Source organism: Flavobacterium sp. AC267, from assembly GCF_979258715.1.
In genome coordinates, this window is the sequence record NZ_OZ409875.1 from 2,229,983 (window position 1) to 2,255,724 (window position 25,742).

General features: G+C 30.4%; 29 protein-coding genes. 6 read left to right on the forward strand and 23 right to left on the reverse strand.

Features of this window, described 5'->3' with window-relative positions; genetic code table 11:
• Positions 1-3: 3 nt before the first annotated feature.
• The 8 genes from ACZZ95_RS11450 to ACZZ95_RS11485 all read right to left on the reverse strand — a co-directional run bounded on the left by ACZZ95_RS11450 (position 4) and on the right by ACZZ95_RS11485 (position 5,505).
• Entirely contained in the window at positions 4-339 is a 336-nt protein-coding gene (locus tag ACZZ95_RS11450) for a hypothetical protein (protein WP_463469105.1), read from the reverse strand.
• Positions 302-1,885 carry a hypothetical protein gene (locus tag ACZZ95_RS11455; RefSeq protein ID WP_463469106.1) on the reverse strand — a complete coding sequence of 528 codons (1,584 nt, stop codon included), beginning with the start codon at positions 1,883-1,885 and terminating at the stop codon, positions 302-304. The genes ACZZ95_RS11450 and ACZZ95_RS11455 overlap by 38 nt, the downstream gene beginning before the upstream one ends.
• Before the next feature lie 37 nt (positions 1,886-1,922).
• Positions 1,923-2,267, reverse strand: coding sequence for a hypothetical protein (locus ACZZ95_RS11460; RefSeq protein WP_463469107.1), 345 nt, complete (start codon positions 2,265-2,267; stop codon positions 1,923-1,925).
• Between the two features lie 248 nt (positions 2,268-2,515).
• Complete coding sequence (locus ACZZ95_RS11465; RefSeq protein ID WP_463469108.1) at positions 2,516-2,941, reverse strand: hypothetical protein; 426 nt, start codon at positions 2,939-2,941, stop codon at positions 2,516-2,518.
• 105 nt (positions 2,942-3,046) lie between these two features.
• On the reverse strand, positions 3,047-3,655 hold the full coding sequence (locus ACZZ95_RS11470; RefSeq protein WP_463469109.1) for a DUF2586 family protein: 609 nt from the start codon (positions 3,653-3,655) through the stop codon (positions 3,047-3,049).
• A complete protein-coding gene (locus ACZZ95_RS11475) occupies positions 3,597-4,379 on the reverse strand; it encodes a DUF2586 family protein (RefSeq protein ID WP_463469110.1) in 783 nt (260 codons plus the stop codon). Before ACZZ95_RS11475 ends, ACZZ95_RS11470 begins: the two co-directional genes overlap by 59 nt.
• A gap of 295 nt (positions 4,380-4,674) precedes the next feature.
• Entirely contained in the window at positions 4,675-4,854 is a 180-nt protein-coding gene (locus ACZZ95_RS11480; RefSeq protein ID WP_035690512.1) for a hypothetical protein, read from the reverse strand.
• A gap of 81 nt (positions 4,855-4,935) precedes the next feature.
• Positions 4,936-5,505, reverse strand: coding sequence for a hypothetical protein (locus tag ACZZ95_RS11485; RefSeq protein ID WP_463469111.1), 570 nt, complete (start codon positions 5,503-5,505; stop codon positions 4,936-4,938).
• Between the two features lie 283 nt (positions 5,506-5,788).
• Between ACZZ95_RS11485 and ACZZ95_RS11490 the strand changes: the two genes are divergently transcribed.
• Complete coding sequence (locus ACZZ95_RS11490; protein ID WP_463469112.1) at positions 5,789-6,589, forward strand: XRE family transcriptional regulator; 801 nt, start codon at positions 5,789-5,791, stop codon at positions 6,587-6,589.
• Between the two features lie 368 nt (positions 6,590-6,957).
• Here the strand turns inward: ACZZ95_RS11490 and ACZZ95_RS11495 are convergent, their stop codons facing one another.
• The 15 genes from ACZZ95_RS11495 to ACZZ95_RS11565 all read right to left on the reverse strand — a co-directional run bounded on the left by ACZZ95_RS11495 (position 6,958) and on the right by ACZZ95_RS11565 (position 20,203).
• Positions 6,958-7,284 carry a hypothetical protein gene (locus ACZZ95_RS11495; protein ID WP_463469113.1) on the reverse strand — a complete coding sequence of 109 codons (327 nt, stop codon included), beginning with the start codon at positions 7,282-7,284 and terminating at the stop codon, positions 6,958-6,960.
• Positions 7,285-7,956: 672 nt separating this feature from the next.
• The gene (locus ACZZ95_RS11500) at positions 7,957-8,670 is read right to left on the reverse strand and encodes a toxin-antitoxin system YwqK family antitoxin (protein ID WP_463469114.1); all 714 of its coding nucleotides are present in this window, start codon (positions 8,668-8,670) and stop codon (positions 7,957-7,959) included.
• Positions 8,671-8,686: 16 nt separating this feature from the next.
• Positions 8,687-9,304, reverse strand: a complete 618-nt coding sequence (locus ACZZ95_RS11505) for a hypothetical protein (protein WP_463469115.1) — start codon at positions 9,302-9,304, stop codon at positions 8,687-8,689.
• 74 nt (positions 9,305-9,378) lie between these two features.
• A complete protein-coding gene (locus ACZZ95_RS11510; RefSeq protein ID WP_463469116.1) occupies positions 9,379-10,833 on the reverse strand; it encodes a DUF4280 domain-containing protein in 1,455 nt (484 codons plus the stop codon).
• Between the two features lie 3 nt (positions 10,834-10,836).
• A complete protein-coding gene (locus ACZZ95_RS11515) occupies positions 10,837-11,772 on the reverse strand; it encodes a hypothetical protein (protein WP_463469117.1) in 936 nt (311 codons plus the stop codon).
• Between the two features lie 61 nt (positions 11,773-11,833).
• Positions 11,834-12,133: a hypothetical protein gene (locus ACZZ95_RS11520; RefSeq protein WP_463469118.1), complete on the reverse strand. Its 300-nt coding sequence runs from the start codon at positions 12,131-12,133 to the stop codon at positions 11,834-11,836.
• Positions 12,117-12,473 carry a hypothetical protein gene (locus ACZZ95_RS11525; protein ID WP_463469119.1) on the reverse strand — a complete coding sequence of 119 codons (357 nt, stop codon included), beginning with the start codon at positions 12,471-12,473 and terminating at the stop codon, positions 12,117-12,119. Before ACZZ95_RS11525 ends, ACZZ95_RS11520 begins: the two co-directional genes overlap by 17 nt.
• A 194-nt stretch (positions 12,474-12,667) precedes the next feature.
• Complete coding sequence (locus ACZZ95_RS11530) at positions 12,668-13,162, reverse strand: hypothetical protein (protein ID WP_463469120.1); 495 nt, start codon at positions 13,160-13,162, stop codon at positions 12,668-12,670.
• Entirely contained in the window at positions 13,155-13,712 is a 558-nt protein-coding gene (locus tag ACZZ95_RS11535) for a DUF6046 domain-containing protein (protein ID WP_463469121.1), read from the reverse strand. The genes ACZZ95_RS11530 and ACZZ95_RS11535 overlap by 8 nt, the downstream gene beginning before the upstream one ends.
• A gap of 123 nt (positions 13,713-13,835) precedes the next feature.
• Positions 13,836-14,204, reverse strand: a complete 369-nt coding sequence (locus ACZZ95_RS11540) for a hypothetical protein (protein WP_463469122.1) — start codon at positions 14,202-14,204, stop codon at positions 13,836-13,838.
• Positions 14,205-14,742: 538 nt separating this feature from the next.
• Positions 14,743-14,934, reverse strand: coding sequence for a hypothetical protein (locus tag ACZZ95_RS11545; RefSeq protein WP_463469123.1), 192 nt, complete (start codon positions 14,932-14,934; stop codon positions 14,743-14,745).
• A 63-nt stretch (positions 14,935-14,997) separates the two neighbouring features.
• Positions 14,998-16,233 carry a hypothetical protein gene (locus ACZZ95_RS11550; protein WP_463469124.1) on the reverse strand — a complete coding sequence of 412 codons (1,236 nt, stop codon included), beginning with the start codon at positions 16,231-16,233 and terminating at the stop codon, positions 14,998-15,000.
• Positions 16,234-16,268: 35 nt separating this feature from the next.
• Positions 16,269-17,204 (reverse strand): hypothetical protein, encoded by a 936-nt coding sequence (locus tag ACZZ95_RS11555; RefSeq protein ID WP_463469125.1) that lies wholly within the window; start codon positions 17,202-17,204, stop codon positions 16,269-16,271.
• A gap of 811 nt (positions 17,205-18,015) precedes the next feature.
• A complete protein-coding gene (locus ACZZ95_RS11560; RefSeq protein ID WP_463469126.1) occupies positions 18,016-19,956 on the reverse strand; it encodes a hypothetical protein in 1,941 nt (646 codons plus the stop codon).
• Positions 19,946-20,203, reverse strand: a complete 258-nt coding sequence (locus tag ACZZ95_RS11565; protein ID WP_463469127.1) for a hypothetical protein — start codon at positions 20,201-20,203, stop codon at positions 19,946-19,948. Before ACZZ95_RS11565 ends, ACZZ95_RS11560 begins: the two co-directional genes overlap by 11 nt.
• Before the next feature lie 479 nt (positions 20,204-20,682).
• Here ACZZ95_RS11565 and ACZZ95_RS11570 point away from each other — a divergent pair, with 479 nt between their 5' ends.
• The 5 genes from ACZZ95_RS11570 to ACZZ95_RS11590 are packed head-to-tail and all read left to right on the forward strand — an operon-like array spanning position 20,683 to position 25,388.
• The gene (locus ACZZ95_RS11570) at positions 20,683-20,919 is read left to right on the forward strand and encodes a hypothetical protein (protein ID WP_463469128.1); all 237 of its coding nucleotides are present in this window, start codon (positions 20,683-20,685) and stop codon (positions 20,917-20,919) included.
• Positions 20,906-24,241, forward strand: coding sequence for a hypothetical protein (locus ACZZ95_RS11575; RefSeq protein ID WP_463469129.1), 3,336 nt, complete (start codon positions 20,906-20,908; stop codon positions 24,239-24,241). The genes ACZZ95_RS11570 and ACZZ95_RS11575 overlap by 14 nt, the downstream gene beginning before the upstream one ends.
• Before the next feature lie 11 nt (positions 24,242-24,252).
• Positions 24,253-24,636 carry a hypothetical protein gene (locus ACZZ95_RS11580; protein WP_463469130.1) on the forward strand — a complete coding sequence of 128 codons (384 nt, stop codon included), beginning with the start codon at positions 24,253-24,255 and terminating at the stop codon, positions 24,634-24,636.
• A 30-nt stretch (positions 24,637-24,666) separates the two neighbouring features.
• Positions 24,667-25,077, forward strand: coding sequence for a hypothetical protein (locus ACZZ95_RS11585; RefSeq protein ID WP_463469131.1), 411 nt, complete (start codon positions 24,667-24,669; stop codon positions 25,075-25,077).
• Positions 25,026-25,388 (forward strand): hypothetical protein, encoded by a 363-nt coding sequence (locus tag ACZZ95_RS11590; RefSeq protein WP_463469132.1) that lies wholly within the window; start codon positions 25,026-25,028, stop codon positions 25,386-25,388. The genes ACZZ95_RS11585 and ACZZ95_RS11590 overlap by 52 nt, the downstream gene beginning before the upstream one ends.
• Positions 25,389-25,742: the final 354 nt, after the last annotated feature.

Here is a 25,742-nt window from a genome sequence, read left to right on the forward strand (position 1 = left end):
CCGCTATAGGCATGAAAAGCGGACTTTACGTCCTTTCAGAAATTTATCACCTTTTGGGAGTATAATTAATTTTGATTGCCCTTCGGAAAGCAAATTTATTTTTGCTTTATATTCAGCAATTTCTTTTCTATTTAGTTTCTTAGCCCCTAAATAGCCTGCCTTAGATTTTTTTGGATTTCCTTCCCATTTTGTTAAATAATCAAAAAAGTCTTCATATTCTTTCTTAGACATTTTAGAAACATCTTTCCCAGTTTGAGCTTTTACAATTTCATTAGCTTCATCAGCAACCCTTCTTATTTCTTTAGCATCTTCTGCAGTTTCTGCAAGTTCTGCTCGCAATATTTCCTTCTTTAGCGATTTTAGATAAGTTGGGCAGTCCAAAAGAAGCAAGGTCTGTTGTTACACTAAAAGCAATCCAGAGATTGGCTAGCCAGCCATAACCGTTTTCGTGCCATTTTTCCAAAGTCCCGTTACTCAGCATAGCATAATGTGCTGTATCTTTTGCTAAAACAAGACCAGCGAGAGATCTTGCAGCTATTGGTGCTCCTTTTGCTAATACAATGCGTAATGCACCGTAGGCAGATAATAAACTCAACAAATCTGTGGCGACATTAAACAAATCCCAATTAGATTGTTTGGTTGTCATATTATATATTTTCAGAGCAATAACAAAAGTATTATCGTCGCCTACTTGTTCACCTAATTCACCTAATTTGGTTCCGAAGTTTAATTTTGCAAGAGGATTAAAAGGTTTGTTAAGAATATAATATTTTGGTATGTAAACTTCAGAAACTCCAGGCGGATACATTCTGTCAAGTTCTTTTGGATTGTAGGCTTCTCTAGGTTTACCTACCAATTGAGTTGCGTCTTTATAATTATTTAATATTAATGTTCTTCCAGACCATTCCGTTTTTATATGAGTATCTCTAAATAAATAATAACTATTATCAAAATATACTGTATCTGTTGGTTTTGAATGGTCAAATTTTGAAACTAATCGAGTTAAAAAGCGTAAAAAATCTTGTACTTCTTCACCATGAAGTTTATTGTATATTCTATATAATAAATCAGTATCACGAAGAATTACATATAACCCCTCCTTGTTTTTTATTGCATAAAGAATTTGTAAAATTGCTTTGTCTTCATTTGTATCAAAATCTGTAGGTCCTATCATTCCTTCTAATAAAGACATACCTTTTAGAATGAGTTCAAGATGTTCATATAATTCAGCATCATCCCTTTTACCAAATAAAGTTTTTGGCGCCGATTCATAAATTACATCTAATTTATTTGGGTTGCCATTGGCTTCTTTAATCTTTTTACGATATAAATCAATAATTATTTGTTCGTCACTAGTAATTACAACTCCTAATGAGTCGAGTAATGCAAGAAAGTGATCAAAATCGTAAACGATAAATTTGAAAGCAATTTTTTCAAGATTATGATCAAAAATGCTTAAAGTAAATTCAGTATGATATTTGCCAATTTTTATATTAGGTTTAAAAGTTTTTGGAATTAAGTTTAGCCCTAAAAAATAGTTCCATTCTAAATGTATGGCTCCTGTTTTTTGCGTTCCTTGACTATCGTTGTAAAACATAATTCCAGTTTTTTCTGGCGTACTGTTTGGAAGTCCTATAAAATCACTAAAAAGCATTTTTGAATAAACTTGCTGAATGTTTCTTTTAATACAATCTATGACTTCTACTACAGAAATGGAATAAGCTGTATTGCTGATTTGTGAGCTTTTAAAAGAGTTTAGCATTTCTTCAGCACTCCTATCATCCTCAATCTGCTGTCGCCAAATGTTAAACATAATTTGTCTAAACCTTGCCATTTCTGAAGCGCTGGTGTCATTTAGTTCTATAGTATGGTTTTTAATAATCATGATATTGGTTTTACAGAAAAAGGAATAAAAAAGGCTTTTAGAGTATTTCTACTTTTACAGGTTTAGGCTGAATATGATCTGAAAATGCTGTAATTATATTAAGGCGCAAATCGTCTTCTTGTTCAATTTTTCCGTCGCCGCCCAGATAGCAGTTTTTAAAAAGAACTTCAAGCGCTTTGAATTCATCCATTTTTGAAGCTTGTAATACCGCCGAACGAATACTCATATCTGGTTTTTTGAAATAAGCAAAAAGGGTAGTGCCATCATCGTCTTTAATAGAAAGTTTAACTACTTTTTTATGTTTGTATTTCCATTGGTTGAATTGTGCTTGAGTGATATTTCCATCAAGGATTTCTGTGGTTTCTGTTGTTTTTGTTTTCATGTTGAAAATCGATTTTATTAAAAAAAGAGGTCGCCTGAGCTTTATTTCAGGACGAAAATGCCCAGGACAGCCTTCTGAAGTAAATAATTGTTTAAAACGGACTGCTAAAAGAGCAGATTTAAATAGATTGCTTGCAAAATTTATGTTGCTCAGAACTCCTTTTTTGCGTAACGCATGAGGTGATTTGGTTTTCTCTTTTGAGTCGGTTTTTAAACAGTTTTATGGTTTAGGAAAGTATTTTTGGCAGATTAATTCCACTCAATATGAGAACAGATTAAATCGAAAGAAACAGCAATTTTAGTGTCTCCCTGGCTGATTCCTCTGCTGTTTGAATTGAATTCGCAGTTTCTAATTGTGTGTGTAATTACTTCGTTGCTGTCATCTAAATAACTTACAATGATGCTGAAAGGGTTGATGTCCTGAAGTCTTTGTCCTTTTGGTAAAGCTGCCAGAATAGCTTCAACTTCGTAATTATATAAAGTTAAAGAAGCTTTGGCTTCATATTTCCCTCGGCCTCTGTGTACTGGCATATCACCTGCACCGTAATGATTTTCTTTAGAAACTGAGTCGCTGTAGTTTACAGCGGTAATGCCTGTAACAATATTGCCTGCAATGCTTACTTCAATTGAAGACCAGCTGTGTTGTTGTCCGTTTATTAATGGTAATTTATTCATATTTAGCTTTTGTTTATTTTAATATTTATGATAACGTTTTATGGCTATCACATTATAATATTGTATTTTGAATTGTAATTTTGGGAATTGTAATTTGTGAAAAAATTATGCCTTATCGATTCCGAAAGGGTTTTTGAATCCTAAATCAACCACAATTTTACGTGCAGTTCCAACAGGAGTGATTTCAGCTTTTACTTTTAATTCAGAAGTCGCCAAAATATTTTGTTTCGGATCAACATATACATCAAAAGCAGATACCTCTTGATTAGCTACCATTCCTTCTAAAGCATTTCTGCATAAATCTTCAAAACTTTTAGAAACCGACTGAGGTAATTTTCCATCAATGTCTACTAAAACCGGAGAAGCCAATTTTGGTAATAATGCGGTGCGTAATAAACGTGTAGCTTTGTTTACTGTACGGTTGTTTTCAATATAAGCAAAGTCTGAAGTTCCAGAAGTGCAAGTGTGGCTGTCATTGAAATAAATCCCTGCTAAACCAGTGTGAGTTTGTGTAAAAATGTATCTTTTTTCATTTAAATTTCTTAATTCTCCTAGAGACTTAATTTCTTTTCCTCCCACAAAACCTGGTTTTGCAAAACCATTGCCAGTAAGATTGAATTTTTCGATCCATGCGATGTTTTCAGAAACTTTTGCTTTAGATAATGCGCCTAATGCTAATCCAACCGCAGACAGTATTTTTGTATGAATCTTCAAAAAGTATAAATTCAAGAACATCTGAGCCATCTTTTTTTAAACCATCAAAATTTTTTATATTATAAATATTTGAAGAACTTTGAAAAGTAACTAACTCCTCATCTGGAGCCAAAGTATAAACTTTGTTAGTGTCTCTTTGAATTAATTTCTGTTCAAATGCTTTCTCAACATCCATTGCAACCACAATAGAAACATTTTCTGAGTTTAATAATGCCAAAGAAGGGGAAGTAATTTCTGAAGTCGCATCAAAACCTTTTCCTTCTAAAATGATTTCAAAAGGCATATAATCATTAAAGGCAAGATTTGCTTGTTCTTGTGCAATGGCTAATGCGGATTTTGTTTCTGCAAATGTTGTTTCGTTAGAGCAGATAATTGCCATTTGACGAATGTTTCCATTTACTTTTTCCTGCATATTCATTGCATTTTTTACAGTCTCAGGATAAGATTCTGCTTCCACAACCATAATGTACAAATCTCCGGAAGGATTCATTCTAAAAAACTGCTGAATTTGATAATAAGCAGACTGCCCATTGATGTCGTAAGTTTCTGTAATTTCCAGATTTTCTGCATCTTCTAAAGAAGCCAAACGCTTGACTTCGTTAAACTTTAAATTTAAAGTTTCTTCACCGTTAAAAAGTAATCCTGAAACCATGTCCTGCTCTGGATTTCTTCTTCCTAATCCGCCTGATAGTTTGTTGATTACTACATTGTTTAATGTACTCATAATATGATTGTTTTAATTGTTTAATATGTTTTGGTTTTGCTACAAAAAAGCAAAAGACAGCTTGATCAAGTTGTTAAACTTGTTCGTATGGTATTTATGATTTGAAAATGTGATTGTAATTTTTAATCCAAAAATGCAGAATTTTGATTTTTGAACTTTTGTAATTTGTAGTTCTTTTGCTTTGATTTTACCTTAAGCCATGAGGTAAAATTTAGACTTATTTGTGAGAACAAATTTAAAACTTAATGTTTGCTTTTTCAATTTTTTGAAGTGTCAAGTCCAGTAGTTTCAGTTTTTATGCTTTGGCTTCCGTGGCAAGTCCTTCGTTTATAATTGTGTAAATAGTACGTTCTGTAAGGAACAAAGTGTCTGAAAGTTCTGCAACTACAACCTTCATTTGTTTGGCTTGATTGGTGTTAATATAATTCATAACATAATCTCGCCTTTTGTCTAATAATGTTCTGCTTCTTTTCATGATTTTTCGGTTTAGAATGTATGTTTATTTTTTTGTTTTAAAAATGGCTTTGTAAGGTTGTGCTTGCAGTTTTCTTTCAGACTAAGAATTGATGTTTAAATCGACATTGCCTTCAACTTGATTCGGATTTATTCCAATAATCCCTGAAGTTAAATTGTATCCTAGTTCCTCTAGTTCTTCGTTCGTTAATCCGTTATTGAAGAGGATATATTTCTTTTTCAAAATGTTTTCTATCAAAGTGGTTTTATAAGTGATCTCCCAGATGAAGTAATCGTTTTTATTCCAATAATCATACTCATTACTGTGCTGTTTTTCTTTTACTTTAAAAGTAGAATTAGTATCAATGAGAACATTGTTATTATTAGCTGACAATATAGATTTATCGATGCGTTGAGCAATTTCAAAAACACCTTCGTAATTTGAAACAGTTCCAATAGGCATTACAACATAAAGACAAAATGAGACGTCTGCTTTATAATTTTTTTCAGAAGATGTTTCCCAAAATATATTATCATATTTAAACATTACTGTAGGCGCTTCTACAGGAGTTTTAAAAATAGCATCACTATATAAATGCACTGTTAACGCATCAGAATTAAATTCCGTTTCAATAGCTTTTTTCTTTTCGATGTAAAATTCTTTTAAAATCATATGTTGGATTATTTTTAAGCAAATTTAAAACATATGTTTAGATTTCGCAAACATATTACATATAAAAACGCAATAGTTTCAGTAATATGATTTAACTATTTGACTATGAATGTGTACGATAATTCATAATTTGTTAAAATTTAATATATTGAAAATCAGTTTATTGTAAAATTTTTTATTAAAAGTTATGATTATTACTCATATATTGTGTAGCTTTGCAACATATACTTGAAGTTTTGCTTTAAGTAAAACATATTACATAATAAGCCAAGCGACTTTCAAAATGGAAATACACGATAAGATAAAACGCATTATAGACGAAATGAAGTTAAATAATAACTCGTTTGCAAAACTAATTGGAGTTACAAGTACCACAATTGATAGTATTACAATTGGAAGATTACAGGCCGATGGTGAACGAAAACGAACAAAACCTGGTTTTGATTTACTGCAAAGTATTATTTCATATTGTCATATAAATCCAGAATATTTTTTTGGAGACAGCGAAGATATTTTTACTAATAAATCAAATAATGTGGTTAGTTTAAATGTGCCGAAAATTATAACCGTAAATGAAGAAGGAGATGAAAACATCAATTATGTAGGTGTAAAAGCCCGTGCAGGTTATCTAGATGGTTATGCAGATCCCGAATACATGGAAAGCCTTCCTTCTTTTAGTATGCCAATGCTTAAAAACGGTACTTACAGATGTTTTGAAATTAAAGGAAATTCGATGTCAACAACAATCCATGACGGGGATTATCTTTTTGGAAAGTATGTGGATAATTTTGATGATATACTTGACGGTAGAATTTATGTAATTGTAAGTAAAAATGATGGAGTAGTTGTAAAAAGGGTTTTAAACAGAATTAGGGAAAGTGGAAAATTAATACTTAAATCTGATAACAGAGACGGAAATTATCCGATGTATTCTATTTATGCGGAAGATATTCTGGAAGTTTGGTACGCAAGTATGTACGCATCTAGACAAATGCCAGATCCAATAAATATCTATGAAAAGCTTCATGCTCTAGAAAGTAAATATTTTGAATTGGAAGAAGCTTTTAAAAGAAAGTTGAATTAGGAATTAAAGTCAGTTTCAAAAAGCAATAAATTCATAAAGCAAAAAGAGAAAGCCTTTTATAAGTAGGCTTTCTCTTTTCTATATTAACTCTGTTTTTTTGGAAGTAAAAGAATTTTTTCAGTTCGAAATTTAATTTTTTTTTATTTCTCTTGTTTTTATCTTTTAATGATATTAGTTTGACTGGAACTCTATTTGAATATATTTTACCATCAAATAAAACATAAGCATTTTCTCTTATTTCTTTTTTTTGATTTTCTGTTATTTTTGATTTAGTAAATGTAGAATCATTCTTTAAAGAAATCGACCCTTGATTTGGTTTCAGTTTTTCTATATTCGAAAACCATTTTTGTGCGTCTCTATATGGTAGATTAATTACTGAAGTAAATATTTTGTTTCTCCAGGATGAAGAATAAAACTTTGTAATGATTCATCCGGAAAATCAATTCGTTTAAGGTATAAGTTCTCTCAAGTGTATTTTGTTTAAGAAAATTAGTGATAAGGGATTCTTCTTTTTGGATATCGAAGCCAGTCATAGTGCCACAGAAATTTTCTGCTTTTGTAGAACGACCATCTAGTACCGAATCATTTTTGTACAAACTAAAATCTAATGAATTTAATGGAGAAAAATCCTTTTTTCCTAAAGCTTCACGATAAAGATCTCGCTCCAATGTTCCAATTGAATTTTCATTAAACATTATGAAATATTTTTTATCAAAATTGTTAGTTATCTTATAATGGAGCATGTTTTTTGATAAACTGTCGTATTCTTTGTTAGTTTGATAACGAGTTTCAATAAAATCGAACCGCTTTATATTATCAACGCAAATTATCTCATTGGTTAATAATTCTATGTTTAAATCTTTTTTCTCCTTGTTACAGGAGAATAGAAAGATTAAAAAAATCAAAAGAAATAATTTCTTCAGAATGTTATTATTTGTTTACTAATATTTTCACTAGGGTCGAATCCGTCATATTGTTCTAAATTTCCAAATGCCTTTTTGTAATCATCTTTGTACATAGTTCTAGTCGCTAACCAATTGAATTTAAATTTGCTCTAAATCGAAAGAAACAAATTTCCAATTTTTATCGACCAGTGTCTGATAAGTATATGCTCTCGTTTCAGGAAACATATCCCCTGCTACCGCACGAATCCTTTCGTGTGGTACTTTCTACTTATCAAACAATCTAAAGCTTCAGTTTCATTAAATGACTTTTGTCTGAAAAATTAAAAATAGAAGTACTATAATTTTCATATCTATTAACATGACTAGTGTTTATCTTTCACTAAAGAATTTGTACAAAGCAGAAAGATATTTTATTGCTTAAAAGCATATGTTTTTGTCATTTGTTTTTAATGTTTTATTTTTTCAGAGTACTTTTTGTAAAGTAATCATCGTCAAATTCTTTTTGGTTTTGTAATGAAAAGTATTTCTAAAAGCTCCTTGTTTTAGATTTTTTACCTCATAAGAATCTATTTCTATATAAGTACCGTCATTAGGTCGATATCGATATCTTAAACACCAAGTATCTCCCTGGTAATAAACTAATGTATCTTTTTGATATAGGCGTTTTTCAAATACTGTACCTTCTTTATTATGCAAACGGAGTGTATCAGTAAAATATCCATCTTTAGTAAAAGCTTCAAAGTAAATCTTTCCGTTGCCATGAAATTCTTTCCATAATCCTGTTCCCATTTTAAATGTGGTCTCATAGACAACTTTACCATCATTATCAAATTGTCTGAAAATACTATCTCGAAGACCATGTTTGAAATATTCTTCTTTGGAGAACTGTTTGAGATTACCTAAATTATCACAGCAACAAGCTTCAGTTATAAATTTTCCTTCTTTATAACCGTTTGATATTTTGCCGTTTCTACTACATCCATCTACAAATTCAGTTCTTATATCACATCCAGAAAAATCTCTCTCTCTATTTGGAAAGTCCTTAAATAAGTAATTATTATTGTAGTTGTCAATTGTCAGACATTCTACTTCTACAAAGCCTGTTTTTACATCTTTTTTTAAAATACCGCAGGATAGAATTATAAAAAAAAGAAAATAATAATATTTATTTTTCATTTTTAAGTACATTTTTTTAGCCTTTTTCCTTACTGTAATTTTTAAAATCATTTCTCATTATCTGAATTTGATTATGATTATAAAAAAGCTTAATTTCAGAGTAATCCATAATATTATTTGTTGATTTTTGTTTGTAAAATAACATACTATTTTCTGTTTGATTTAGTTTTTCTAAGTAATAATTTTTATTTTGAATCATATTCTCAATATAATCATCTTTAAGAAAACTACATTTTAAAGTATAGAGCATATAATTATAATCTTCGATACTTTTAAGAGTAACTAATGCATCCTCACTTTCTTTTATACTTCTTTTAATGTCTATTTTTGCAGTTTCAGTGTAATTTACTACTCGTAACTTTTGTTTATAAGATGATATAAAATTGTTTATATATTTTATCAAACTGTTTTTAAACGAATAAAAAACGGTCATATCATAATACGCATAATTTTCATTTTTAATTTTTACAATTTGTTTGTTTATTCCTTGTATATACTTAGGATTATTTGTTCCGTCTTGATTTTTTTTCAGGCTCTCCATTTCCAAGAATAGATTCTCTGGCAAGTCTATAAGTTTCTTTTTCTTTTGAATTATAAAAAGAGTGAGGTAGCCCAAGCATATGCCCAATTTCATGTGAATAGTTAACTTTAGTATTTATTCCTGATGAATAAACAAATAGAGCATAATGATCTACAGGATCAATTCGGCTATATGCTTGCTATAGCACTATCAGTGCATTCAAGATCGCATAAAATTATAATCCCACCTGAGTCATATTTTTTAGACTTGGCACTTAATTTATTTTTATAGGCATCAATAGTTATATAATCAATATCGTTTTGTTGTTTTACTTTATATTTTATATTTCCTTCGTTATCAATTCCATCTTCTTCCATCAAATCTCCTAATTGTCCTTCTTGCACTTCACTCAATGTGTCCCAAACACCATCTTTATTATATCCTTCATAGTATCTGATTCTATTAGGATCTTTTGAAAATAAGTTTCTTTTAGTCCATTCTTCCTTATCAAAAGCATACAAGTAATCATCTAGATCATCCGCATCCATGGCTTCAAAGTTTTCAATCTCGACTGTGTAACCTGCTTGGTTAAGCGAATTATTATTTAAATATTCTTTTACTTTTGTATCCTTAAACTTTTTAAACAAAGCTTTTGCCTTCTCATTAGGATTTCTTTCATTTGAAACCAAAGCAATAACCCTGAATTTAAGTTTTAATACTTTATTCTCCATAAAAGTAAGTCCACCAACTTCTCTTGGGCCTCTTGCTCCAGTATGCACAAAATAATAGTTTTTGTCTAAAGATTCTTTTAAACATTTTACTTTAAGTTGATACTTTTCTCCAGGTACTATTTTTTTCCTTGTTGTCCTATCGTTTTTTTCTCCATCTATAATTTCAAAATAATAAAACTCATCACCTGTAATTGATATATAGTCATCTTGAGTGTCTCCTTCAAAAAAGACTTCAAGACTTAATCTAGCTTCCTGACCAGGTTTTAGTAAAACAAAAGGAGTATCAACATAATCACAGAAATTAATGAAATTATAATTTTCCTGAATTGCTTTTATGGCATCTGGTTTAGTATCATCACTTATAGGTAAAATGTCTCCCAAATCCTGAGGTGAATTTCCCTTTTTGTAAAAGTATTCAACATTGGAAAAAGGCACACCTTGTATTTTTTGGATTTCTGTTGTTTCTGGATTTACATCTAACCAGTCAAAGCCATATTCTCCTTTATAGTCTGGTAAAGTTCTTACTTTGACATAAACTTTTGAGATTTCTGTTGGTTCAGATGTGTAGTCGCCAAATATAACGTTTTTTGTTTCAGATTGTTTTGAATCTAAAATAGAAATTTTTCCGCCAAAGCTACATATGCACTCAGAATCTTCTAAGAGCCCTTTATGTTCAGTCTGAAGTACGTTGCTTTTTGTGTTGCTCCATGGTTCTTTAATATCTGGAGTGCAAAGGGGATTCGGAGATTGCCTTTTACAATTGATGAAATTTTTTGAAAATGTTTTTTCATTTTCGGTCGCCATTAATTTATTTTGGATAAAAATTTTATTTTGAGAGTTAACCTCCAACGTACCACCTGCAGTACCCAAAGTGCATTTGCATTGGGCGCCGTTACATATATATTTTGACATGATTTAATTGATTAAGACGTTTTCTCCTCGTATAGTAGTATTTTTAACAGCTTCTACTTGTATCTCCATTTTGGCTTTCATATTAATATTGGCATTAGCATCAATATTTATATTTTCTCCTTTTAAATTAATATTGCCAGAAGTCAATATGTTTACACCGTTTTGACCTAAAATTTCAATTAAATTATTAGCATCTTTCTTTAATTGGATTCTATTTTTTTCTAAAAGAATGGTGTCATTTGACTCGGTAAGTTTTATTTCTGCTTTTTCGTTACCGCTCATTTCAAATGATATCTTTTCCTTTTCATCGTCATTAAATAAACGAGCTGATATGTTGCTTGATTTTATTATTAAACTAGTTCGTTTTTTACCCTTATCATCATTTATTTTTAGATCAGTAACACTTTTTGTCATTGTTAACACCGAGCCTTCTGTTACAATATTATCTTTAATTGAATTAAAAGTCGTTGTAAGGCTATCTGATGTAAAATGTGTGATTGCTAATGGTTTTTCATCCTCATCAAAATAGCTTATTTTAAAGTTTTTATCTTTATTAAATTCTATTTTAGCGACATCAATAATTTTGACTTCATCGGTTTCGGCTTCGTTGTTTGCTTTAATATAACGGATATAGAGTTTGTTACCATCTGCACTGTAATCAGTGAACAATTTTGGATCGTTTACTGCTTGTATTCTACCCATTAATCTGTCAACTTCAGAGAACTGCGAAATAAACGCTCTAGTTTCTACTCCGTCAATGATTGAAGCCAAAACCCAGCTGTCTTTTTTAGGAATGGTAATAATTCCTTGTTCTAAATCCTGAATAGAGGCTTTTAGACGTACATTTTTAATAATGGCACCGTCAGCTCTCATAATGTTTACTGTATAAGCATCATCAGGATTATGAAGCGATTCTGCCTCTTTATTTATTTCGATCACTTTTGCAAAGCAAATGTTTCAATATTCTGATTGCTGTTAGCGACATTTTTTATTAAATCTTTTATGTTTCCCATTTTCTACTCTTTATACAGATTCTACTCTTCTTCCTAAATAAATTTTTTTGCCTGTAGCCGTTCTCGCCATAACTTCGTTCTACTTTTTCTACCTGAAAAGTTCCATTTTTTTCTTTGTCTTTCGCATTTTCAAGAATTACTTTATCTGTCGGGCGCACAAATGGTTCACCAAAAGTGAGAATGTACCCTTCAAGTCCGTTTGGCTTAGACTGCATTGCTCGTAAAGCCGCATATTGGTACAATTCTGAAGCTATTTCTGTTGTTGTTTTTTCAAAAGCGCGAAGCATCTTTAGGAAGATCGTCGGTATCGTTGTGTAATATGTGCGTTTTTATAAGCTGGCCGTTAGGATCTCCCAATTCAATGTAAATCGGACTATTAGAATTTTTGAAATATTTTTCAACTCGCGTTCGGGTATTTTTACTCGATTCATTGACAACAACCAGTTTATCTTCAATAATATTATAACGAAATTTAAAATTTACTCTTCCTGAAAAACCTCCAGCAATAGATTGAACAGCTTTATTAAGTTGAGAAGCAAGAAGATTAAGACCTTCATTAATCAGTTTTTTTACAAGTGCTCCTGCTAAAGGACTTTTTATAAAATTACGATCGATAAAACCCGACAATTCGTTTGCTGTATCGTCGCTGTGGATTATTGGTTATCGTAAGGACAGGACCAGTTATTTCGGTTTTAAAATAAGTATAGATTCCTTTGTCTTTGAGCATTTCAAAAACTTGAGCTAGAGTATGATTTCTACTGACAACAATATTTCCTAAGTTTTCATCAAGAGCGTTTATTTTAAAAGGGAGTTTTAATTCTCTAATTCTTTTTTTCGAAAAAAGTTTTAGGATTAAAATTGTCAACGTTTGTGACTGGATTAACAGCAACAATATTAAGATTGTCTTTTTTATCCTGTATATCATTGTCTTTTACTGCTTTTACTTTTTTAAAAGCATACATTATATCTTCGCAGGTTATTACAGCGTTTGTATCAGATTGAACACTGGTAATATAACCTCTAAAAGCGGGTTTATAATCCCCATCATATCCTAAAAATATTTCGATATAATTTTCAACTTTAAAAAAATCGTGAATTGTTTTTTCTTCTCCACTAGCATTTGTAAAGAGGCTTTGATCATATCCTTTGGTATCGGTATAAACTTTTTGAGGCATTACAATGGTAGCAGTATCTGTAAACGATTTATAAGAACTGTTTATGTTTACATTTTTTACATAGTTGAATTCATAAAACTTAGGCGAGGGGATGAGACGTACAGTCTCATAGACTTTAATTTTGGCATTGAGTTTAAGCATTGTCTCTAATTATTAGTTCGACAGTTTCATCTGATGTAGCGCTGGCAGTAAATTTTTGGATATTTTTTGTTCCAGAAATAGAAGGAATAGAATAAGAATCGATAACTAATTCATATATGCCAAATCGGTTCAAAATAGCGTGTGTTACTCGTAATGAATAAGGTGCATTAAGGAATTGTTTCAGCAGGAAAAGTTTTTCTTTTGGATATTCATCTCCCGTTTCATTGGCAATCAATCCTTCAATTGAAATACTAAAATCACCATTTGTAATATGTTCTTTGATTGTTGAATCTCTTCCTTCAACTCCCTCTTTTTTAATAGTTTTAGAGCGACTCAGATTTACCGTAACAGCGTCGACTCTTAAACTTGGCAGATTAAGATCATTTTTTACAAGGGGTTCAAAAACTAAAGGAGCAAAAACCCTCAGGTTAAATTCGTCGCCAGTTTTGTCAATAATAAAATCTTTTGATTCTGACTCGTTATAATTAATACCGTTGTATTCAATGTCTTTTGGTTCTAAAATTTCGTTTACATTAAAATTGAATTTCATAATGATTTTATTTTTTATTTTTAGTTTGAAAATGTTTTGGCAAAGGCTGTAATCATAATGTTTTCCATTCTGCTGTCATTATGTTTTTGAAGCCAGAGTGCTTCCTCAAGAAGCTTATAAAATTCATCGATAGGAAGTTTGTACGGATCTACCTGAAAAGCATATCGAATAATAGCAAGCAGATTTTTTGAATTCATCTTTTTGAGGTGTTGAATCGATCATAAATTCGCTGTCTTTTTTTATTGTTGCAACAATTGAGTTTCCTGCAGAAAGCATGAATTCTTCATCGTAATTTTCTTTTTCAAGAAGACATTCTTTAAATAAAAATAAAATTGCTTCGTGCGGATTATCTTTATATAATTTTTGATAATTCAAGTAGATCTCGAAAGTTGGTTTTTTACAATAAACTGTTATTAATTGATCATCAGAAGTAAGTTTTAGTATTCTCCCGTATTTTTCTTTAAAGTTTTGGATGGAAATTTCGTCTATCATTTTTTTTTGTTTTTTTAGCGGATTAAATACAGCTGTCTTTGCTTTCTTTCTTTATGATTTCAGCCAAACTTTCACTTTTTTCAGTTGAAGCTAAAGGAGTAATATTGAAATTTTCGATAAAAATATTTCCTGCAGATTGCGATTCCAGTGGATTTTTAAAAGCCGCTCATGTCTGGTGTTTTAGGTGTTTCACCTAAATCTTTTGGTGTATAATCCATGATTAGTAATTGTTTAACTTTTGATATAATTATTTGAATGATTTATGCAATTGGAGTAGTGACCTTCGAGTATAGTCTGAAAGTGAAAGTGTACTATTTTATGTTTGTTTTGGAATTCTAATAGAGGAATTAGAGTATGTAAAAGTAGAGGTTAGAATGCTGAAAAAAGAATAATTAAGGCTTGGTTTTCAGTAGTTTCAGTTGAAATAAATGGAGTAATATTTTTGGGTTCGTTTTTTAAAATGAAAAAAAATACCCAGAATCATTAGGGTTTGTTTTTTCTAATGATTCTGGGATATTTTTTACTGTAGAAGACTATTTTACATTTCCTCTTTAGAAAATAGCGGAATAATGCTAGAAAGTGCGACCGATAAAAATAAACCAACTAATTTAATTCTGTTGATTGCTATCAGCGACAATCCAGCATCTTGTAAAAGATCAAATTTTGTATCAATTAAGCCTGTCAAAACAATTAATAAACTAATGATTACTGTGATTTTTGATTTATTCATATAATTAATTTAAGGTGATTTTTGAAATACATTATTTAGTTTTATATTGATAATTACTAATAATTACCACGCTGATAAAGCAGACCTCACCCATGTATTTGTTGCGGTACATACATATATGTAATTTGCAGTTATTCTTATTTCTCCTAGACTGCCAGTATCTGTTGAGCTCGTTGGTGCCGTATTTAAAGCTTCAACTTTATATGATTTCGCACTTACAGAACCTTTTAGAAAAGTTTTAGTAATATTATTATTTCCTAAAGTGACAGAATTAGTCCCTGAACCCACTGCAAAATCTCCAATTACAACCTCATTAGAACCTCCATTGTCTAAAGGCATTGCACCTGATCCTAAAAATATAGAATTATTAGATGAGGTATTGTCTGTGTTTTTAGAGGTATATCTTCCAGCATATAACCCAAGTGCAACATTCCAAGAACCAGAAGTAATATTTTTTAATGTATGAAGTCCAATAGCTGTATTATACGATCCGTCAACATTAAATTGTAAAGACTCTTCACCAATGGCAAGATTATTACTTCCGTTTACTGCAAAAACCAATGTCCTGGTTCCAATAGCAATATTTGAAGAAGACTGACTACTGCTTAATGCGACATAACCAATCGCGATATTATTATTGCCAGCAGTATTTCCACTTAAAGCGCTTTTTCCAACTGCGATATTATTGTCTCCAGACTTGTTTAAAAACATTGTCGCTTGACCAATAGCCACGTTACTTTCGCCATCAATATTAGCTCCTAAAGAACTCCATCCAACAGCTGTATTGCTATAGCCTGTTGTATTATTTTGTAATGATGAATATCCAACAGCTGTATTTTGAGTACCAGATGTATTATCCATTAAAGTTCCAGATCCAAATGCTGTATTATAAACTCCTGAAGAAACAGCCGACATTGCGCTAGGACCAAAAGCCACATTATTAAGGGTATTATCTCCTGCTACGCTGGTAATAGATGTTCTGTTAATCCATAATCTTGTAGGATTTCCTAAATTATCAGTTAAATTCCTGAATGTTCCATCAAGGGCTAATCCTCCTGCAACTTTAATTGCACCATCTGGAATAGTGGTCGCTACTTCTAAATTTCCTTCACCAACTATCGATTCTCCATTAATAGTTTTAAAATCAGATGTAGTTGCTAAAACATAAGAACTATTATCCCCTGTAGGTGCAGGAAAAGATATAGTATTAATTCCCGTAGGAGGTAAAAAATTTAATGAAGTAATTTTACTTCTATCTATGGAATTAGTTTGATTTATTGTCAATAGCCCAGAATCCATCTCTATAGAAGTTTCTTTAGTTTCTGACCTGTTTATTAAATTGTGATAATTTTTACCAATTTCATGAGAAGAAAAAATATTATAATTTGCAGCGCTTCTAATTGTAGTTCTGCTGCTACAGATTCCCCTTCTCCTTTTAATATTTCGACAGAAGAATTCCCTAAATTTTTTGTTGCTGTAATATTAGCATTTACAATTCCTTGCAGAGATAGTTCATCTGTGGTAGCCAAGGTTTTTGTTTGTCCTTCTTCTGTAATTGCAGGCATTAAAACATTTGAATAGTTTGCCGTGGTATTTGGATTCATTTCTAAAACAGAATAGGTATTCAAATTTGAATTACCAAATCCCAATCCTTCAGCAAATAAAGCTGTAGTTTCTCCGGTATTTAAATTGGTAAAATCAATTAAATCACTTTTTAAAGAAACTGATTTATTTTTTTCAGAATCGTTAGCATTTGAATGTTTTATTTCAATTTGTTTTGCATTGATTTTATTTTCATAAATATCTTCATCTTCTCCCATTGTAAACAAAGCAGTTAGATTTGTTTCGTTTCCATTCTGCAAGATATCTTGTAAATTTTGAGATCCTCCTTGTTCAATATCACTTAATAAAGCAATTGTTCCTGTTTTAGACGGTATGGTTTGAATAAAATGGCCTTGCTCCGAATTATCAAACTGTAATGAACTTGAATTACCGTTAATAGTATTATGTCTAATTTCATTATTTTGTATTTGTAATGTACTTCCTCCAAAATGAGAAACTGTTATTTGACCACTATTTTCCACATAAGCAAGACCATTTGTTCCTACTGTATAGAAACCAAGACTTGATAAAGACGAATTTGTACTATTATTTCCTCTAAGAAGAACTCCCATATTATTGAATGTTGTAGTATCTCCTCCATTAGATTCAAAAATTATTTCTTTAGTCGACGTATTTCCATTAGCTAAAGTTTGATCTAAATTCTGCAATCCACTTTCTTCAATAATTATATCCCCATCACCCAGAACAGACTCTCCATTGATTGTTTTAAATTCAGGTTTGTTAAGTAATTGACTAAAGCCAGATTCACTATTCCAGTCTGTGTTTACTTGAGCAGCGTGTGCATTTTTATCATTAAGATGTTCAATTAAAGCAGTTTTGTCTGCTTTAGTATTTAATAATTCATCTAGTCCCTCAACCTCTTTGACAGGAACTTTTTCGAGTTTATGTCGAAAAGAATCCCAAGTGTCCCAAAATTGTTGCTCGCGAAGGTTTTAAAGAAGTTTTAAACCAATTTTTTATGGTATTTAATGTTTGTATTGCCATGATTTTTAAGTCTAATTATTATTGTTTTTGGAAGTTAAATTCTTTCATCTGGGTACGATGAAATTGATTTTTAAAACTATTCTTGTCGGGAATTTTAGGCATTTTTGTTTTGCCTTTTAGTAGTAGAGGATTCATAGTGGTATTTATTTAATTGATTTATATACTAGTTGAAGTATTGTCTTAAAATTAGCTTGAGAGATATCGTAAAAGACAGTAGCTATTAAAAAAATTGAGGGTGTAAAAGTAGTTTGGAAGGATACAAAAAATGAAAAAAAAGAGCATGGTTTTTCGGTAGTTTCAGTAAGAAAAAACAATCTTAATTCAGATATGATGTATTAAATAAATAGAAACCGCCAGCAACTAGAAGGTTTTGTTTTCTAGCAGACCGACGGCTCATTCTAAAAATATTTAGATTTTTTTAATAGACTATGATTTTTTTTATTCTCTACTCCTGAGAATGTTGTTTTAAGATCATTATTCTAAATACGGTGTTTGTAACATAGACCATTTATGCTGTAATAAAAATGATTCTGTGTCTGTTCCTTGAATGTGTGCAGTAGTACCGGCAACGTAAATTGTACCATAGTCATATAAATTTTCAGCCCATTGAGAGTATTGATTCCAAGAATCTCTTGTGATTAGATTATATTCTAAATTAAGTACAAGTAATTCTGAGGGAATCCAAGTTGGGTTAAATTTGGTTAATTTGTTATTACCTAAACTCAATTCTTGTAAGCTGTCATTTAAGTTTCGTGGATTAAAATTAGTAATCTTGTTATTATGAAGCAGTAATACTTTTAAATTGTCTCCTGCCAAATATTGAGGGTCAAAATCTGTTAAGTCGTTATCGTTTAATTCTAATTTTTTTAATGACCAAGGAAGAAGTTTCATAGGATTAAAGTCATCCATTTTATTGTGAGACAATTTTAGAGTTTCTATTCCATCAGGTAATTCTCCCGTTATATCAAAACCTGAAAATTCATTATGAGAGAGATCAAGTAAAACTAAATTTGTTTGCTGAATAGAATCAGATTGCCAGTCACTTAATTTGTTACCTGATAATAAAAGTATTTCTAGTGAATTAGGAATAGTCATTGTAAAGTTCCAAAAACTGTTTTTGTTAAGGTTAAGCACTTTTAGATTTGCAGGCAATTTTAAATTATCTTCAAAATTTCCGAATAAATTTTCCTCGATATTTATTTCTTCGATAGAATCAGGTAATTTATGAAAAGGCGAAAAGTATTCAATTTTATTATTATTTAAAATCAATTTTTTTGTGGTTTCAGGCAACATAATATGAAAATCATTAATTTTATTATTAGACAATATCAAATTAATTAATTTTGCTGATACAGTGGTTATGTCGAATCTGGTCAATTGATTGTTAGATAAATCAATGTCAGTTATTTCATTTAACATAATAAAGTCTATATATGATATTTTTGAATCGTCTAATTTTATGATTTTAATTAAAGACGGATCATCTGCTGTAAATTTTGCTTCATTACCATCAATTAAAATACTAGAAAAATTTGCAGAACCTTTAGAAGTAAAATAATTATTCCAATCATTGATATTATTTATATCATTAATATTTAAGTCTGAAGCATCAGAATTAATATTTGAAAAGCGCAACTTCATTACTGCAGGCATTTCTTTAACAACAACAATAAATCCGAGACCATTTGGATGATCAAAAGGAGTACTATAATAATCACCTGGTTTTAAATTTCCTGCTAAAGCTTCACTATTACTTCCAAATACTCCTTTTAATTCAATTTCAGATGTTCCTCCTAATTTACTTCTAATATTATTATGTGTTTCCCATAGTTGCCCATTTTCATCACGCTCAATAGAGCCGTTTTGCAGTTCTGTCGTTAATGTACCATTAGGTATTAGTAAAGGTGATTTTGTATCAGTACCAGTCGCTAATGTAATAGTATCAGTGAAAGACCATGGTCCTGAAATTGATTGAGATTGCTTTTTAATCCAATCAAACCAATTAAATAATTTTGATCTACTAATTACTTTATTATCTTCTTCAAATGATGCGTTTATTTGTGTTTCTGCATCTGTAGCAATTCCAGCAGATAATTTTGTTTCGTTTAACTTTTTACCCATCTCAGCAGTTAAAGCTTTTGTAATTCCTCCTGTAGTAAGATCATTTATTAAAATAGAACTTATAGAAAGTTGAATTTCTTCTATTGCGTCTGTAATTTTTTGGACTGTATTTAAATTTATATTATCCGATTTTAATAAGCCATTTAAATTGTCTATTTGTTTTTGTAAAACAACTCCTTGCTCGGTCGCTAATAGAGATGTTGAATCCTCTGATGTTAGATTATTAACTATATTAAGATAATTATGAGCAATTTTTGAAAATTCATCTAACGGAACATATCCGCTAGCGAGCACCTTTTTGTGATTTATCTTCCTTGGCGACAAATAAATTTGCATGCGCATTTTGATTATTCTCGTGTTCAGTTAATTGTGTTTTGTTGACTTTTGAATTAAGTGTAGATTCCAGTTCGTCAATATCTGTTATTGGCACTTTTTCAAATTTATGTCGAAAAGAATCCCATGTATCCCAAAACTCTTTTTGAGAAGGTTTTAAGCCGGTTTTAAACCAGTTTTTTATCGTATTTAATGTCTGAATTGCCATATTTTTTAATTATATATTATAGGTTTTGAACTCGAATCTAGCTAGATATCGAAAAAGTGGTAAAAGAAAATGGTTTTCCGAAATCACTAGGATTTATGATAAAATCTCTAATAGAAACTTTTTTGGATCGGAAAAAACAGGATCTACTCTTGTCGGGAATTTTGGGCACTTTTTTAATGCCCCTTAATAGTAAAAAATCCATAACGGCTATTTTAATTGATTAATAATAAAAGTCGTATGTGGTATTTGTGAAGGTGGGGAATAAAGGATATGATTTTATAAACAACAGTGTGTTTTAAATTCATTTTTTCGGAGAAACAAAAGTAGGAATAGTATTATTTTTAACACTAAAAAGAGTCATGCGATTTCAGTAGTTTCAGTAGAATGAAAACTAGCTGAAACTACTGAATACAAACGCTTTGAAATTTTAAAATCATAAAACAGGAGCCTATTTTTGCACCCAGAAAAACAGTCTCATTATGAATAAAAATACAATTCACAATTTCAATCTATTAATAAAAAATAGTGCTCAGACACAAAGCCCAGAAGATTTAACCAAAACTATTATAAAGGAACTGGCTCAGGTCTCAAAAGAAATCAGTCAGCAAAAAGATATCATAGAAATGTGGCAGGAGCAAAATGCTTTAAATACTGTCTTAAATGATACTGTAGACTCGGCTGGAGAAGGCGTTTTCGATACTAGTGCTCGCAATTAAAACAGATTCATCGTTTAACACTACTTCTTCGGCTTCAGAGGCTCATTCTTTAACCACACCAATTTTTAATGCTTCGATCGGAGGAGGCGCCTTTGATACTAGTGAAAGAACTAGCATAAGTTCTTTTGCATCATCTGGCAATACTCTTCCGATTTCAGAAGCAGAAAATACTGTTTTGGAGAATTCTATTAGTCAGATTTATGAAAGTATAGATACAAAACAAATGCTGGCAGTACCACAAATAATGCAGTTGAATAGTAACGAACCTTCAGTAGAGATTATTAAAGCCGAAATTAAAAAGAAATTAGAACTGGCTGTTAAAGAAAATGATATTGAAACGATTCGATATTGGACCCGTATTAGTAAAGCTTTTGATGAGGGATACACAGCAATAGATTTTAACGGAAAACCAGATGAAACATTATTTACAGAAATGTATACTGCTTTAAAACAGTCAGGTTCATCACCCGTTGAAATTCAAAATTTTAATTGGGAAAGCATTCGCAAAAAAATGATCGAAGCAATTGATGGAAATATCCTTAAAGGATTTATTTCTAAAACAAATAAAGACCGTTGGGAAACAATCAAAAAACAGTTAGCTAATGATAAAACTAACATTGCAAATCTTTTTGAACAATATGATGAACTGTTTTTATTGCTGAAAGAAGTCGAGGGACTCGATACCTTGCCTGGTACTATTACCATAACTACTAAAACAAAAATTTATCCTAACCTGAGTGCAGATAAATTATATGCTTCTATTGGAAAAGAAGAGGTTTATGTATTCCTTAAAGAAGTTAGTACAACTTATCTTGATGGAAGCGGAGTAAACAAGGGGGCAGTAAAAATTAAGGATAGTAATATTACTTCATTTATTGTTGGTGAGAGTCTGGACTTTTTTGTAGATGAAGCTTTTATAAATCAGAAGGTAAATAAAAAAGAGAATATTAATTGGGTAGTTTATAATACCAATACCAAGAAGGAAATTATTTTTAAAAATGAGGGCACATCGTTTAGTTACAATTTTGATACAGCTGGAACATATAGAATAGATGCCTACGGAAAAGATCATACTATAAAACAGAAAAAAAATGCGACTAAAGCTACTTTTGTAGAACTAAAAATAGTTGCACAAGACATTGTAATTACTCCGCCGGTAGATGCTAAAACTGAATTTATAAGACCTTTTACTGAAGAAAAAACCTTTAAGATATTTCTAAAAAATAATACAGTAAAAACATTAAATCCTTTAAAATTATATTATCAGATCGAAACGTCGATCATTGGTAAAACAACTCTAATATCAGAAGAAAAAGAATTAGAGTCAACTGGTATAATCAAACTAGCTATGCCTGATTTAGGGACTTATAAAATTAAAGTTGCAAGTAAAGATCAATATGCATTGGTTAAGGAATTTAAAACCTCTGTAATTAAAAATGAAGTTACAAGTATTGGTCTTGAAAATGGATCAAATGAAAATGTGTTTTTATCAGGGAATGCAAATAGTACTATAACTTTAGAAGCCAAAAATTTCAAAATAAATCCTCCTACAGATGAAGAAAAAGAAGATGTAAAATGGATGATTTATGATTCTAATAACAAGCCTTATATAGCTCCAGGAACTATACTGCTTACAGATAAAAAAGATCCTAAAAAAGCATATATTCACATATGGAATACTTTTATAATGCCTCTTCCGCAAAAGGCAGGGCATTATACAGTAGAAGCGTTCAGCGATCGCCAGAAAGGAGTAAAGTCAGAATGTGTTTTTAAAATGGAAGTCCAAGAACCAAAAATTGCAGAGGCTTACTGGGCATGGAGCGACGGAAGTAAAAAAACAACTTCTGGTTTTTCAGGAGAAAGCAATTACATAAACGCTTCTATACCATACTATGAAAATCAAATAGTGAGAGTATATTTTTATTTAAATAACACAAAAACCAATCACTATATTGATGTAAAAACGAATTCAAAAGGTGAAATTTTTGAAGAAGTGAAATTTGATGCTGATTTCCAGAAACTCATTGGATTTCAAAAAAATACAAATGCAAAAATCGGATTTAAACTATTAGGAATTCAGAACAGTAAGCCGTATCCATTTCAGTCACCAGCTAATTATGAATCTGATACTACATTGTCTGTGACAACAGATAAAAAAATACTTGATGTTTACTTTACTTATGGCGGTACAAGGGTAAAAGCAGAGGATGAGGTTCCATTTGGCAAAAAGGGTGCAATTATTACCATCGTAGCAAAAACCCAAAATATGGTAGGAGAGGAAATTATGCTGACGGCTCATAAAGTAGGCGAGAAGCCATCTTTTAGTAACAAAGCAAAAGTTAGTTCGCAAGGAGTTGCAATGACTAGTTTCACTTTAATGAACCTTGATAAAAAACTCAAAAACGGATCGCAAATAAAGTATTACGCAGGTGTTGAAGGTTATTCTACAAAACATTTGACGGATAAATTGTTGACGATGGTTGTGGGTGAGGGGAATATTAATAGAAAAATAGATGAAAATGATCTCCAAGTGATTTGGGGAGGAAAAGTAAGTGTGGTGTTTAGAAAAAAAGTTGTTTCAATTTGTGAAGAATTGTGGGGAGAAGAACAAAAATATAATATGGCAAATGCTTTAATGATTGCCATGTCTGTTGAAACTGCAGAAACATTTAGTAGTTCGTTAATACAATTAACTAAAAATGGATATGTAGGTGTTTCAAAAGAAGAACATAAGAATAATCCAGATTTAGTAAAAGGTAAAGCTATTGGTTTAGCCCAATTTACAAAAGATGCGGTTATATCTCTTATTTTAAAGGAAAAAGGGATTTCAGAAAATCCTACAACAGCTGGTGCTGTAACTCAAAAAGATATCAATGATTACAAGCAAAAATTAGCGTTATTATCACCAGAAGATCAATTAGATTACGTTAAAAAATACTTTATGCTTTTTAATAATCATAAAAAAGTTAAAAGACCGGAAGATGTTTATATGATAATATTTGCGCCGAGGGCTACAGGCCAGGGCGATAATGTAGATATTTATAAAAAATATTTAACAAAAGAAGATAGGGATAATGAAAAAGTAAATCCAAAGTATAAAGAAAATTCTGCAATGGATACTAAAAACGATGGATTTAATAAAGGTAATAATGATGAAATAATACAATCTGGCGAGTTGTTAGCCAGATATCGTGAAATGAAGGCAAAGGGATTACGATATGCAATAGATATTAATGAAACTAGAAAACTTAATCAGGTTTTAGCCGATAAAATATTAAAGAGTTGCAGGGTAATTTTGCAAATTCTCACGAATCTGGCATAAAGGATAGTGCTATGGCAGTTGATAACATTACTGATACGAGTCTAGGTAAAAATTCTAAAAGAAGTAATTATGAGAACGCACCAGGTGGTGAAATTTCAATTTTATCAGAAATGCTATATGTTTTATATGAATTGAGTAAAAATTATAAATTAAATATTTCAGAAATTACTGGAGCTTCACATAGTATTAATAGTTATCATTATAAAGGAGTAGCATTTGATATTAATAAAATAGATGGGGTTCATATGGGTAAGAAAGGCAAACCAGCATTTTCTTTAGAGTTTCACGAAAAAATACGTAAAATTGCTCAAGATAATGGAGCTACAAAAATTTTAGATCCATATAATAGACCAATAGATCATTATAATCATATTCATATTGAAATAACTAAGTAAAACTTATATATTTGATTAGAAAAAAATATTATGAAGAAAATACTGCTATTTGCCTTACTTATTATTTTAGTGTCTTGTTTTAGAAAGAAAACAGAAGATTATAAAATAGATCATAATGAATATATAATTAGAACAGACAGCTTAAATACATTGGTTATTAATAATGATACTTTAAAGTTTTATTACTTAAAAGATAAATTAAGATCAGTTACTATTAATGATTTTGTAACACCAAAATATGATATAGTGGATGATGATCCCTTTTATTTTAAAACGATTTACTGTATTGATGAAAATTATGAATTTAATGCTGTAATTACAGAATTGAACAGTATTAAGACAGTCGGTGATTTTAAACAAAATTCTGAATATCGGTTAATTAATAATGTTTGGAAGAAAAGGGGAAGATTGAGAATTATTTTTATGATAGTGAGCTTCTAAATCTTGATATAGCTTTAACAAAAAGTAATAATTACAATTATCCCAAATCAGTAATTAATATTCATATTGAAGACATGTTAGGTTTAGTCATTTATCAGGATAAAAAAATTGCTTTATATGATGTTAAAAGTTTAATAAAAATTAAAAATCAGTTTTATGAAAAATGGACATTTAAGTATTTGAGAGATATTAAAGTGGTGAAAAACGAAAATGAAAAATTAGTACTTGCAAAAATTCTAGAGACAGAGACTGGTGTTGAATACTATATTAACTTAAAAGATATTGAAGCGGATACTGTGTCAGCAGACTAATTATCATTTCTTTATTTAAAAAGAGAATGCAGATATGTTTTTAGAATTGCAATAAAGTGACTATGAAAAAAATATTAATAATATTGATCATTTCAGTTATAGTAAGTTGTAAAAAAAATCAGAATCAAACACGAGAAATGAGAAACGATAAATATCTCATGCAGAAGAATCAGATAAATATGATAGGTTAGAAGAAAAACAAGGGAAAGATACAATCAAAAACTTTTGGGCAATCGATCTTGATACTATAAAAAGTTCAGAAAATATCAAAATTAATGAAGAAAGCCTTAACTTAAAAATACTCAATTACAGCCTTAATGATAGCTCTATCGTAAAAAATGTTGGTAGTGATTC